The organism is Streptomyces sp. NPDC048434 (assembly GCF_043200375.1).
Taxonomy (GTDB): domain Bacteria; phylum Actinomycetota; class Actinomycetes; order Streptomycetales; family Streptomycetaceae; genus Streptomyces.
On the sequence record NZ_JBICXQ010000020.1, the window covers coordinates 65,733 to 77,981 of the forward strand.

At 70.9% G+C, this 12,249-nt stretch carries 13 protein-coding genes; 2 read left to right on the forward strand and 11 right to left on the reverse strand.

Features of this window, described 5'->3' with window-relative positions:
- Positions 1 to 8 precede the first annotated feature (8 nt).
- From ACGFWI_RS23475 to ACGFWI_RS23495, 5 genes are all read right to left on the reverse strand, one after another.
- The gene (locus tag ACGFWI_RS23475; protein WP_393907950.1) at positions 9 to 1,001 is read right to left on the reverse strand and encodes a zinc-dependent alcohol dehydrogenase family protein; all 993 of its coding nucleotides are present in this window, start codon (positions 999 to 1,001) and stop codon (positions 9 to 11) included.
- The gene (locus tag ACGFWI_RS23480) at positions 998 to 1,876 is read right to left on the reverse strand and encodes a carbohydrate ABC transporter permease (protein WP_393907951.1); all 879 of its coding nucleotides are present in this window, start codon (positions 1,874 to 1,876) and stop codon (positions 998 to 1,000) included. Before ACGFWI_RS23480 ends, ACGFWI_RS23475 begins: the two co-directional genes overlap by 4 nt.
- Positions 1,873 to 2,856, reverse strand: coding sequence for a carbohydrate ABC transporter permease (locus tag ACGFWI_RS23485; RefSeq protein WP_393907952.1), 984 nt, complete (start codon positions 2,854 to 2,856; stop codon positions 1,873 to 1,875). The genes ACGFWI_RS23480 and ACGFWI_RS23485 overlap by 4 nt, the downstream gene beginning before the upstream one ends.
- Positions 2,837 to 4,216, reverse strand: coding sequence for an ABC transporter substrate-binding protein (locus ACGFWI_RS23490; protein ID WP_393907953.1), 1,380 nt, complete (start codon positions 4,214 to 4,216; stop codon positions 2,837 to 2,839). Before ACGFWI_RS23490 ends, ACGFWI_RS23485 begins: the two co-directional genes overlap by 20 nt.
- A gap of 184 nt (positions 4,217 to 4,400) precedes the next feature.
- Complete coding sequence (locus ACGFWI_RS23495) at positions 4,401 to 5,162, reverse strand: DeoR/GlpR family DNA-binding transcription regulator (RefSeq protein ID WP_393907954.1); 762 nt, start codon at positions 5,160 to 5,162, stop codon at positions 4,401 to 4,403.
- A gap of 306 nt (positions 5,163 to 5,468) precedes the next feature.
- Between ACGFWI_RS23495 and ACGFWI_RS23500 the strand changes: the two genes are divergently transcribed.
- Complete coding sequence (locus ACGFWI_RS23500; protein ID WP_393907955.1) at positions 5,469 to 5,891, forward strand: STAS domain-containing protein; 423 nt, start codon at positions 5,469 to 5,471, stop codon at positions 5,889 to 5,891.
- Here the strand turns inward: ACGFWI_RS23500 and ACGFWI_RS23505 are convergent.
- The 3 genes from ACGFWI_RS23505 to ACGFWI_RS23515 all read right to left on the reverse strand — a co-directional run bounded on the left by ACGFWI_RS23505 (position 5,886) and on the right by ACGFWI_RS23515 (position 8,632).
- Positions 5,886 to 7,076, reverse strand: coding sequence for an exo-alpha-sialidase (locus ACGFWI_RS23505; protein WP_393907956.1), 1,191 nt, complete (start codon positions 7,074 to 7,076; stop codon positions 5,886 to 5,888). The two genes, ACGFWI_RS23500 and ACGFWI_RS23505, sit on opposite strands and share 6 nt — an antisense overlap.
- Before the next feature lie 162 nt (positions 7,077 to 7,238).
- A complete protein-coding gene (locus ACGFWI_RS23510; protein ID WP_393907957.1) occupies positions 7,239 to 7,985 on the reverse strand; it encodes a hypothetical protein in 747 nt (248 codons plus the stop codon).
- A gap of 2 nt (positions 7,986 to 7,987) precedes the next feature.
- Positions 7,988 to 8,632 (reverse strand): RNA polymerase sigma factor, encoded by a 645-nt coding sequence (locus ACGFWI_RS23515; protein WP_393907958.1) that lies wholly within the window; start codon positions 8,630 to 8,632, stop codon positions 7,988 to 7,990.
- Positions 8,633 to 9,014: 382 nt separating this feature from the next.
- Between ACGFWI_RS23515 and ACGFWI_RS23520 the strand changes: the two genes are divergently transcribed.
- Positions 9,015 to 9,833, forward strand: a complete 819-nt coding sequence (locus tag ACGFWI_RS23520) for an SAM-dependent methyltransferase (protein ID WP_393907959.1) — start codon at positions 9,015 to 9,017, stop codon at positions 9,831 to 9,833.
- A gap of 36 nt (positions 9,834 to 9,869) precedes the next feature.
- On the opposite strand, the gene ACGFWI_RS23525 is transcribed toward ACGFWI_RS23520, so the two are convergent.
- The 3 genes from ACGFWI_RS23525 to dhaK all read right to left on the reverse strand — a co-directional run bounded on the left by ACGFWI_RS23525 (position 9,870) and on the right by dhaK (position 12,009).
- Positions 9,870 to 10,310, reverse strand: coding sequence for a PTS-dependent dihydroxyacetone kinase phosphotransferase subunit DhaM (locus tag ACGFWI_RS23525; RefSeq protein ID WP_393907960.1), 441 nt, complete (start codon positions 10,308 to 10,310; stop codon positions 9,870 to 9,872).
- Complete coding sequence (gene dhaL, locus ACGFWI_RS23530) at positions 10,307 to 10,903, reverse strand: dihydroxyacetone kinase subunit DhaL (protein ID WP_393908053.1); 597 nt, start codon at positions 10,901 to 10,903, stop codon at positions 10,307 to 10,309. The genes ACGFWI_RS23525 and dhaL overlap by 4 nt, the downstream gene beginning before the upstream one ends.
- 113 nt (positions 10,904 to 11,016) lie before the next feature.
- The gene (gene dhaK, locus ACGFWI_RS23535; RefSeq protein ID WP_393907961.1) at positions 11,017 to 12,009 is read right to left on the reverse strand and encodes a dihydroxyacetone kinase subunit DhaK; all 993 of its coding nucleotides are present in this window, start codon (positions 12,007 to 12,009) and stop codon (positions 11,017 to 11,019) included.
- Positions 12,010 to 12,249 lie beyond the last annotated feature (240 nt).

A 12,249-nucleotide genomic window follows, 5' to 3' on the forward strand; every position in this document is an offset into this window, starting at 1 on the left:
GCGCCGGTTCACGGCCGTACCTGAATCTTCCTCCCCTCGCCCGCCCGGAAGCGGTCCAGCGCCTCGGCATAGCGGTCCAGCGGGAGCCGGTCGCTGATGAAGATCTCCGGGTCCAGGGCGCCGGCCGCGAAGAGTTCCGCGGCGCGTTCATAGCTGTGCAGCACGGCCATCGAGCCGGTGATGGTGATCTCCTGGTTGTAGATGCGGTACGGCTCGATGGTGGCGCGGGCGGCGTAGTCGGCGACGCCGAACTGGAGGAAGGTCCCGCCCTTGCCGACCTGCCCCAGGGCGTCCTGGATGGCGTGTTCGTTGCCGGTGGCGTCGATGACCACGTCCCAGCCGCGCGGGCGGTCCAGCTCGTCGGCGGAACCGGCCGCGTTGCTGCAGCCCAGGGTGCGGGCGGTGGCCAGCCGCGCGGGGTTGATGTCGATGACGTCGACCCCGGCAGCGCCGGTGCGCTTGGCGAGTTCGAGCATCATCAGGCCCATCGTGCCCGAGCCGTAGATGAGGACCTGGGTGCCCAGCTGCTGGGAGCGCAGGATGTCGTAGCCGCGTACGGCGCAGGAGAGCGGCTCGATGAGCGCCGCGTCCTCGGTACGGATGTGATCGGGCAGCTTGACGCAGTTCGCGACCGGGGCGACGGCGAACTCGGCGGCGCCGCCCGCCGTGGTCACCCCGATGGCGGCCCACCGCTCGCAGAGGTTGTTGCGGCCGATGCGGCAGTAGTGGCACTCGTGGCAGTAGAGGGAGGGGTCGACGGCCACCCGGTCGCCCTCGGCGAGTTCGGTGACCGCACTGCCGGTCGCCACCACGGTTCCGGCGAACTCATGGCCCGGCACGACGGGCAGCGTCGGGGCGAACTCGCCCTGGAGGATGTGCAGATCGGTTCCGCACAGCCCACAGGCGGCGACGGAGACCACGACCTCGCGGGGGCCGGGCGTCGGGTCCTCGACGGTGGCGACCTCGACCTTGCCGGGGGCGCTGATCACTGCGGCTTTCATTTCACGGCTCCAAGCGACAGGCCCTGGACCAGTTTGTCCTGGGCGGCGAACCCGGCGATGAGCACCGGGAGGGAGATGACGGTGGCGGCGGCGCACACCTTGGCCAGGAACAGGCCCTGGCTGGTCACGAGTCCGGTCAGGAACACCGGCGAGGTACCGGCCACGACGCCGGTCAGGACCCGGGCGAACAGCAGCTCGTTCCAGCTGAAGATGAAGGAGATCAGGGCCGTTGCCGCGATCCCCGGCATCGCGACCGGTGCGACGATCCGGGTCAGGGTGGTGGTCAGCCCCGCCCCGTCGATCGAGGCGGCCTCCAGCATCTCCACGGGTACCTCGGCGAGGAACGAGCGCATCATCCACACCGCGATCGGCAGATTCATCGAGGTGTAGAGGATGACCAGCAGCCAGATGCTGTCGAGCATCCCGGCGTTCTGTGCGACGAGATAGACCGGCAGCAGACCTGCCACCAGCGGCAGCATCTTGGTGGAGAGGAAGAAGAAGAGGACGTCGCTCCATTTGCGTACCGGCTTGATGGCCAGGGCGTAGGCGGCGGGCACCGCCAGCAGCAGTACCAGCAGGGTGGAGACGACGGAGGCGGTCATCGAGTTGATCAGCGGCGGCCAGGGGCTGACACCGCCGCCCGTCGCCCCGAAGAACTCGCGGTAGCCGTGCAGGCTGAGTCCGGCGCCGACGCTCGGCGGGTTGGTCGCCGCGTCCGTCTCACTGTGGAAGGACGTCAGCACCATCCAGGCGACGGGCAGGAAGAAGGCGATCCCGCACAGCCAGGCCGCCAGACCCAGCAGACTGCCGGTACGCCGCCGGCGCCGGGCGGCCGGGGCCCCGGCGCGGCGCAGGACCAAGGATGAACCGGTCATGCCGTGACCTCCTCGCGCAGCAGGGACGACACGGTGCGCAGCGCAAAGGTCGCCACCAGCAGCGAACACAGCACCACGACCACGCCCTGCGCGGACGCCCGTCCGTAGTCATGGGACTGGTAGACGGTTTGGTAGATGGTGTACGGAAGGTTGGCCGTGCCGAGTCCGCCGCTCGTGATGGTGAACACCGCGTCGAAGTTCTGCACGACGTACACCGTGCCCAGCAGCGCGGCCAGTTCGAGGTAGCGGCGCAGATGCGGCAGGGTGAGATAGCGGAAGATGTCGAAGGCGGAGGCGCCGTCCATCCGGGCCGCCTCGACGGCGTCCGTCGCCCGGCTCTGCAGCCCGGCCAGCAGGATCAGCATCATGAACGGGGTCCACTGCCAGATCAGCGACATCTCCACCGCGGCCAGCGGCGAGTCGGTCATCCAGTCCGGCTGCGGCGGGTGCTCGCTGCCGAACAGCCCCCATATCCAGGTCAGCGAGCCGTTGAGCAGCCCGTACGAGGCGTTGTACAGCGCATGCTTCCACAGCAGCGCGGAGGCGACCGGCACGATCAGGAACGGCGTGATGAGCAGGGTGCGGACGATGCCGCGCCCGCGGAAGCCACGGTCGAGCAGCAGCGCCAGGCCGAGCCCGAACAACAGGCTGACCAGCACCACGGTCACGGTCAGCAGCACCGTCGTGCCCACCGAGGCCCGCATCGCCGGGTCGGTGAAGACGGCGCGGTAGTTGTCGAGGGCGGCGAAGCCGCGGTTGTCCGGGGCCAGTGCGTTCCAGCGGGTGAAGGAGATCACCACCGTGGCAAGGAACGGGAGTTGGGTGACGACGACGAGGAAGACCAGCGCGGGGAGCAGCGGCGCGCGGCGGGCCCAGTTCTTGGCCCGTTCGGTGCGGCGGGCGCGGGCGTCCGGGTGGCCGGTGCGGAGCACGCGGGCCGCGTCGGCCTCGGGGGCCGGTTCAGTGGTGCGTGTAGCCATCGGACACCTCCTGGGCCAGTCGCCCGCTCTTCTTCAGGGCCTCGGACACGCTCTGCTTGCCGGCGATGGCCGAACTGATCTCGTTCGAGGCCTTGGTGCCCAGGTCGGCGAACTCGGGGATGCCGACGAACTGGATCCCGGGGGCCGGGCGCCGCTGGACGCCGGGGTCGCCGGGCCGGGCCGAGCTGATCGCCCGCTCGGTCGGGCCGGCGAACGCCGCGGCCGCCTTGGCGTACTGCGGGTCGCGGTAGAGGGAGGCCCGCTTGCCGCCCGGCACCCTCGACCAGCCCAGTTCGCGGCCCACCAGCCGCTCGTAGCCCTTGCCGGAGGCCCAGCGGATGAACCGCCAGGCGTCGTCCTGGTGCCTACTCGCCTTCTGCACGCCCCATGCCCAGGTGAACAGCCAGCCCGCGTCACGGGTCCGCTCCACCGGCGCCGGCGCATAGCCGACCTTGCCCGCGACCTTGGATTCGCCGCTCTCCAGCGAACCGGCGCCGGCCGTCGCGTCGTACCACATGGCGACCTTGCCCTGCTGCATGTCGTTGAGGCACTCGGTGTAGCCGGCCTGCGGGGCACCCGCCTGTCCGTGCTTGCGCACCAGATCGACATAGAACCGGGTCGCCTTGGTGAACGCGGGGCTGCCGACCTGCTGCTGCCAGTCCTTGGTGAACCAGGTGCCGCCGAAGGTGTTGACGACGGTGGTCAGCGGGGCCGCCAGCTGGCCCCAGCCGGGCTGGCCGCGCAGACAGATGCCCTTCAGGCCCTTCCGGGAGCCGTCCAACTTGGCCGCGAGTGCGGCGACTTGGTGCCAGGTGGGCCGTGCGGGCATGGTCAGCCCGGCGGCCTTGAGGAGGTCCTTGCGGTACATCAGGAAGGATGACTCGCCGTAGAAGGGCTCCGCGTAGACCTTGCCGTCGGTGGCGGTGAGGGAGGAGCGGACCGGCTTGAGGATGTCGCCCTGGTCGAACGTGCGGTCCTTCGCGGCCCGTTCACCGAGCGGTGAGAGCCAGCCGTTGCGGGCGTAGATGGGCGTCTCGTAGTTGCTGACACTGGCCACGTCGTACTGCCCGGCCTGGCTGGAGAAGTCCTGGCTCATCTTGTCGCGCAGATCGTCCTCCGGCAGCACGGTGAAATGGACCTTGATGCCGGTCTCCTTGGTGAAGTGCTCGGCGGTGAGCCGCTGCAGATCCACCATCTGCGGGTTGTTGACCATCAGGACGTTGAGGGTGTGACGGCTTCCGTTGCCCGCATCGCCGGCGCCGCGATAGCAGCCGGCGGTGGACAGTGCCAGGGCCACGGCGAGGGCGGTCAGCCCTATGGAGCGGCCGCCGCGGCCTGGTCCGGGGGATCGTGCTCTCACGGCTCGTACCTTTCTGAGGGGACAGGGGATGTCCGACGGGTGCCGCACAAGGGGCGGTTCCGGGGCGTACGACGCCGTCCTGGGGGCACGCCGCGGAGCCGTCCGACGGCCGGCGGTGCGGCCTTCGGCGGTCAGCTGTGGGGTATGTGGTGCCGGGCTGCGGGGCCGGCCGGCCCCGTCCCGGTCAGACCCGGAGCACCTGCGGCCCCAGGAGCGAGTAGCGATGTGCCTCCGGCGCGGACAGCCCCGCATCGGTGACGATCGCGTCGAAGTCACTCACCGCGGCGAACCGGCAGAAGCTGCTGGCGCCGAACTTGCTGTGCACCCCGACCAGCACCCGCCGCCGCGAGGAGCGGACGGCCTGCTCCTTCACCTCGGCGACCGCCGGATCGGGGGTGGTCAGGCCGTGCTCCCGGGAGATGCCGTTCGCCCCCAGGAACGCCAGGTCGATCACGAACCGGGCGAGCATGTCCCGGGCCCAGGACCCGACCGTCGCCTGGGTCCCGGAGCGGACCCGCCCGCCGGCCAGCAGGACGGTGGTCGACTCGGACGCCGCGACCAGTGACGCGGTCCGCAGCGACGCGGTGATCACGGTCAGCGGACGGTCGGTGGGCAGCAGCGTGGCCACCAGCTCCGGTGTGTAGCCCTCGTCGACGAACACCGTCTCGGCCTCGCCCACCAGAGACGCGGCCGCCGCCGCGATCCGGCGTTTCTCCTCCACCTGCTGGGTCTCCCGCCGGGCCAGCGTGGTCTCGAAGCCCGCGCTCTCGACCGGATACGCCGCGCCGTGCGTACGCCGGATCAGGCCCCGGCGCTCCAGCTCGCTCAGATCGCGCCGTACGGTCTCGCGGGCGACCCCGAACTCCGCCGCGGCATCGGCGACCTCGACCCGGCCGGACTGCCGGGCGAGCGCGAGGATGCGGTGCTGGCGTTCCTCGGCCCTCATGGCTCACTCCTGCCTGAATTCTGTCGTTTTCCGGTTTCCGTTCGGTCACGGGACTGCCCGTTTCCGCCCGCATCAGGTTTATAGCAACCAGAGCGGCGCCGCAGGCTGCCCGCGGCGGCGGAAAACATGACCGTTTCTGTCCGCTTCAGGACGCTGTCACCCTGGCCGCATGCACGAACGGGTGCCCGTAACGCCCTGGCAGCGGGCCCGTACGCGCCCCACGGGCCGGGGAGCCCGGGGTGGCCCGTTGTGCGCCGGCGGGCCGCAGCGGTGGTGCCGGGGGCGACGGCGCTTAGTCTGGACGGCATGAGCTCGGAGATGCGGTCGTTGGCGGTCACTGCGATCGTGCAGGCGGAGGAGTGCGCTGTCCTGCGCGTCAGCGGAGACCTGGACCTCCGCACCGAGCAGGCTTTTCTCGCCGAGGCACGCTCGGTGGTGTCGGCCGGCCACCGCTTTCTGGTGCTAGATCTGACCGCGCTGCGCTTTTGTGACTCACGGGGGCTGAGCTGCCTGCTCGCCCTGGAATGGCTGTGCCGGCGTCTGGAGGGCAGGCTGCTGCTGGCCTCGCTCGGCGTACGGATGCTGCGGCTGCTGGTCGGCACCCAGTCCCTCAGTGTCTTCTCCTGCTACCCCACGGTCGGCCATGCGCTGGCCACGGTTCCCGACGTCAGCCGCCCGGAGTGGCCGCCGGTGGGGGAGGATCCGTCGGCGGGAACGGGCGACTCATGAGGCCGACGGCCGGGTGGTCGGACAGTTCATCCCCAGCCAGGCATCGTCGAACCGCGCAAAAGTGATCTTCCGGTACGGCCCGGACTCGTAGAGCAGCCCGAAGGTGCCGTCCTGCAGACGGGTCAGCGTCGAGTAGGCCGCCGGACCCGGAGCGACGGCCCGCGCGATGGGCCAGCTCTCGCCGTCGTCGCAGGACGCCCGCACGGTGAGGTTCTCGCGGGCGCCGGTGCTCGCCGTATTGCTGAACAGCAGCCAGTGCGCCCGCGCCCGGTCCGGCGGTGCCGCCGGGTCGTAGCGCAGGATCGAGGCATTGTTGGCCGGATCGATCAGCTCGTCGTCCGCGGCCGGGGCGCTGTAGGTCAGCCCGCCGTCCCGTGACTGCGCGACCAGCCGCCTGGTAGTGCTTCTGGTGCGGCTGTTGAGCATGATGCGCCCATCGGCCAGCTCGACGGTCTTGTTCTCGTCCATCAGCGGCCCCACCGGCGTCCCCAGCTTCCAGGACGCGCCGTGGTCGTCGCTGTACGCACTGGCCGCCCACATACTGCCGTCGGCCTTCCGGAACGCGTACTGCTGCAACAGCCGTCCGCCGGCGAGCTGGGTGCCGGAGCCGGACGAGGCGAAGATGCCACGCCAGGAAGGGTCCTTGAGGTCGCGGGTGAGGCGCCGGTGATACCAGCTGCGGCCGCCGTCGTCGGAGGAGCTGTAGTCGGTGTGCAGCACCGTGCTGCTGTCGTGGGCGTTGCCCGCGCCCGCACTGCCGAAGCCGATGCCCCGGGGCGCATACGCATGGAAGAGGAAGACCCGGCCGGTCGTCCGGTCGACGAGCAGGCTCGGGTCGCCGGCGCCCACCCCGCCGTCGTAGTCCACGGCCGCCCGCGGGGCGCTCCAGGTGCGCCCCTGGTCGGTGCTGTGCCGCACCATCACATCCACATTGCCGGGCAGATCGGCCGCGCTGTCGTTGCGCCGGTCGTAGGCGGCGAGAAGGGTGCCGTCCGGCAGAGTCGCCAGCGCCGGGATGCGGTACGTGTGCGCCCCCTGGCCGGACACCGCCAGATCGGCGGTCTCGTACAGCGCCGGCCGGGCGGCGCTGCCCGGCGGTGCGGCGGCGGGTGCCGCGGGAGCGGTCAGCAGGCCGGCACCGGTGGCGAGCAGGGTGGCCAGGGTGACGGGGCGGACGGCTTTCACCGAGACCTCCGGACGGGGCACGGCACGGGGTGCGACGGCAGCAGGGAGGCATCGGACATCGGACGTCCTGCGAATCTAAGATCCGGGTGAAAGCCCGTCAATTCCGGCAGGGCTGACCGTGTTCCCCCGGCCCGCGCCGGGCGCGCCGTTGGCGCGGCGCCGCTACTCGGCCCGGCCGAGGTCCCGGACGAGCGTGGGGGAGGGGCGGGGGATCTCGCCGAAATCCTCGTCGTCGCTGTCCACGACGAGCCGGTTGATCACGTTCTCCAGGGCGTTCGGCAGGGTCGGGGCGAGCCCGCTGTGCCACTGGACGAGGAGGTTGTGGCGGGCCGCGTCCGGCAGCAGCTGCTTCTCGTCGAACGCGGCCGTGGACCGGCGCTCCTCGTCGGGCGCATGCGCGGCCTGCTCGCGCCAGTAGGCGGCGTCGCGGTACTCGCCGTTGCGGCGGTGGGAGAGGTACAGACAGTAGGCGGCGGTCCGGCTCCCCGCACCGGCGCCGAAGTGCCACCAGAAATGGGCCGCGTCCTGGCGTCCGGTGATGTGCAGCAGACAGGCGAAGACCAGCGCGCCTTCGGGGTCGATGTGGTGCTCGTCGACCAGCCGTTCCAGGCTCGCCGCGGCCGCCGCCGCATTGACGACCAGCGCACAGGCCAGCTGGAGCTCATGGGTGGCCTCGTCGCGGGCGCTCGGGTAGGGGCTGGGCGCCCCGTGGCCGGCCCGGACCGGCCGCTCCGCCGTCGGTGGACCGTCCGCCGCCCCCGCCCGGACGGAGGCACCGAGGCCGCCGAGCACCCCCGCGTCGTCGAGGTCACGAAACCCCGCCAGATCATCGATACCGGACACCGCCGCGGCGGCGCTGAGCAGCGTCTCGACGGTCTCCCGGCGGCCCGCGGGGCAGATGTGCGACATGGTCAGTTCCCCCTGGAATTTCCCTGGTCGATACCGAGCGCGGCGGCGAGCTTGCGCTTGCCGCGGCTTGCGTAGGAGCGGACGGTGACTTCGTCGACGCCGAGCAAGGAGCCGATCTGTGCGTCGCTGTACCCGATGACATGGCGCAGCACGATCACATCGCACTGCCGCTCCGGCAGCCGGGCGATGGCGGCATACAGCCCCAACTGGCCCTCCAGCATGGCGAACTGCTGCTGGCACTCGCGCAGCAGGGCATGGGTGACGACGGCGAAGGCGGCGGTCTCGGTGAGCGCGGTGGGTTGCTGGTGGTCGTACAGCCACTCCACGACGCGTTCCTTGAGGACCGACCAGGCGTATGCCTCCACCGAAGCCTGCCGCAGCGCATGCGGCCACAGCCGGCCGAGCCGGGCGTACGCCGCCCGGGTCACCTCACGGGCCGCGGCCTCACTGCCGGTGTGGAGATAGGCGTACGTCAGCCACTTGCGTGCATGCGTCGCCAGGAACGCCTCGAAGGTGATCGACAGCTGGCGGTCGAACGGGTCCGGCGCGACGGCCGGGAGCGAACAGCGGGGGAGCGGCGCTAACTCCGCCGTAGGGACATGCGCCGGAGCGCACGCCGGTAGCAGTCGGTCCCGGTCTGCGCTCACGAGTAGTCCTCGTTCCGTTTCGCCGTGCACCGAGCCGGGCGCCGAAGTGCCGCCGACCGCGGAAGGACGCTTTGCCCTCACCCTCCAATGAACCGGAAAGTGAGCCCTTTTGTGGCATCGGGCGAGAAAAAATCTGCCGCTGCGTATTCATATGACTACGCGTGACCATGGCATGTGACGGCCGATGACGCCGGTCAGGCCGACCGTCAGGGACTCCGCCGGGTGCGCTCCGGCATGATCCGGGACGTACGGGGCAGAGCTCCAACAGCCGGGCGCACGGCGGGGGTTGACGCGCCGCCTGGAGTGCGCGGATCGCGAAGGGGCGTCACCGTACGCCGGGGAAGCACGCCGGGGCGGCATGCCGACTGGAAGGCAGCAGACGATGAGTGAGCACGGGTCCGTGGTGGACCTTCAGCTGGACCGGGCCCACTCGTCCCGGATCTATGACTACTTCCTGGGCGGCAAGACCAACTTCCTGGCCGACCGGATGGCCGCCGGCGACGTGCTGGGCGTCTTCCCCGCCGCGCTGGTCGCCGCCCGCATCAACCGCGAGTTCATGCACCGCGCCACCCGCGTGGCCGCCGCGTCCGGCCTGCGGCAGTTCCTCGACATCGGCACCGGCATCCCCACCCCGCCGAACCTCCACGACATCGCCCAGGACATCGCCGCCGATGCCCGGGTCGTCTACACCGACAACGACCCGATCGTCCTCGCGCACGCCGCGGCCCTCCTGCTCAGCACCCCCGAGGGACGTACCGCATATGTCCAGGCCGATGTCACCGATCCGGCAGGCATCCTCAAGGCGCCGCAGCTCCTCGACACCCTCGACCTGAACCGTCCGGTCGCGCTCAGCCTGAACGCGCTGATGCACTTCGTGCCCGACGACGGCCAGGACCGCGCCCACACCATCGTCGAGACCCTCAAGGCCGCACTTCCCAGCGGCAGCACCCTCGCCATGAGCCATGCGACACCGGATTTCAGCCCCGGGGCGATGGACAAGATCATCAAGATCTACGGCGACGCGGGCACCCCGCTCCAGTTCCGCTCCCACGCCGCGTTCCTGCGCTTCTTCGACGGCTGGGAGCTGCTGGAACCGGGCGTCACGCTCTCCCACCAGTGGCGCCCCGACCGCCCCGAGGACGCCACCCATGTCACCGACGCGGAGGCCGCCTGCTACGCGGGCGTCGCCCGCAAACCCTGAACAGGGCGGGAGCAGGCGGCCTCCGGCATGCCGTCCTCACTCCTTGCGGTACCCGTACGCCTCCCCGGCCGCCGCCGCGACCGCGTCCAGATCCGCCCCGGTCGACGCGGTGACCACGGCGGCCACCGCACCCTCGACGAACGGCGCGTCCACCAGCCGTGCGCCCCCGGGGAGTTCATCCCCCTCGGCGATCAGGGCCTTGACGGTCAGTACGGCGCTGCCCAGGTCGACCAGGATCGCCACGCCCGCGCCACGGTCCACGGTCCGCGCCGCCTCGGTGATCAGCTCCGCACTCGTCCCGAGCCCGCCGTCCGGCGTACCGCCCGCCGCGGCCACCGGCACCGTGTCCCCGCTGCCGGCAAGTCCGGCCGCCAGCACCGCCACGGACTGTGCGACCGGGCCGCTGTGCGACACCAGCACCACGCCGACCGGCGAACCCGCGGAGCCGGCCGTAGCGCCGGCCGGCTCCGCGCTCACTTCGCCACCTCCGCAAGCGCCGCGAACAGCAGGGCCGAGGACGTCGCCCCCGGGTCCTGATGCCCGATGCTGCGTGCCCCGAGATAGCTCGCCCGGCCCTTCCTGGCCTGCAGCGGTACGGTCGCCAGCGCGCCCTGCTCGGCCGCCTCCGCCGCCGCGTCGAAGGAGGTCGACAGTGCCGTGACCCCCGGTACCAAGGCATCGAGCATCGTCTTGTCGCCCGGCGCCGAGCCGCCGAGCTGCCCCACCGCGTCCACCCCGGCGGCCAGCCCCGACCGCAGCTCCTGGACCGACACCTGAGGCGCCTCGCCCAGCGCCTTGCCGGTACGCCGCAGCAGCGTCCCGTACAGCGGCCCGGACGCCCCGCCCACACTTGAGATCAACTGCCGTCCGGCGGCAGTCAGCACCGCACCGGGCGTGGCCGGCGGCTCCGTCTCCAGCGCCTTGACCACGGCCGCGAAGCCGCGCTGCATATTCCTCCCGTGGTCGGCGTCACCGATGGGCGAGTCCAGCTCGGTGAGCCGGTCGGCCTCCCGGTCGATGACGGCGGCGGCCGCCGTCATCCAGCGTACGAAGAACGTGGCATCCAGCACCGTTTCGGACACGGACTACTCTCCTTGGTTGTTCGGGCACGGAGCGAAGAAAACGGAGACGGGTACGGCCGCAGGCGGCGGATACGGACCCGCATACGGATACGGCTGCGGTGTCACCGCCCCCAGCGGAGTCCGGACGTCTCCACCGGCGCGTCCCACAGCCGCAGCAGCTCCCCGTCCACCTGGCACAGCGTCACCGAGCAGCCCGCCATGTCCAGCGAGGTCACATAGTTCCCCACGAGCGTGCGGGCCACCGCCACCCCCCGCTCGTCGAGCACCCGGCGGACCTCCGCGTTGAAGCCGTACAGCTCCAGCAGCGGGGTCGCGCCCATGCCGTTGACCAGTACCAGCACCGGCAGCCGCGGGTTCAGATCCTCCAGGATCGCGTCCACGGTGAAGTCCGCGATCTCGCGCGAGGTCATCATCGCGCGACGCTCCCGACCCGGCTCGCCGTGAATCCCGACCCCCAACTCCAGCTCCCCGGCCGGGAGATCGAACGTCGGGCTGCCCTTCGCCGGGGTCGTACAGGCACTCAGCGCCACACCGAAGCTGCGCGACGATTCCACGACCTGTCGGGCCAGCACCTCCACCCGCTCCAGCGGCATGCCCTCCTCGGCCGCCGCACCGGCGATCTTCTCCACGAAGAGCGTCGCTCCGGTGCCCCGCCGCCCCGCCGTGAACGTCGAGTCGGTCACCGCGACATCGTCATTGATGAGCACACTGGCCACCTGCACCCCCTCGTCCTCCGCCAGCTCCGCCGCCATCTGGAAGTTGAGCACGTCCCCGGTGTAGTTCTTCACGAGGAACAGCACCCCGTTGCCGCTGTCCACGGCCGCGGCGGCACGCACCATCTGATCGGGCACCGGCGAGGTGAAGACCTCGCCCGGACAGGCGGCATCCAGCATCCCGGGGCCGACGAACCCCCCGTGCAGCGGCTCGTGTCCGCTGCCACCCCCGGACACCAGCGCCACCTTCCCCTCCACCGGTGCGTCCCGCCGTACGATCACCCGGTTCTCGGCATCCACCACCAATTCGGGGTGCGCCGCGGCCATCCCGCGCAGCGCATCGGTGACCACGGTCTCGGCGACGTTGATCAGCATCTTCATGGGTACCTCCCGTTGAGTCGAGCAGTCGAGCCTCTGACCGGTGTTTTTACAGGTCAGGGTAGGTGTGGGGGAGTTGTTGATCTCGGCGTTCATGGCGGTCGAAAGGTGGTCCGGCGGGACGGATGCTGACCTTATGCCGACTTTGCTGATGGGTTGCCGGTTGGGTTGGACGGGCGTGCTCAGGGAGGACAGGGAGTCGCTCCGAGGGCAGTATCTGTGCTCCAGACCTCAAGGTCACGT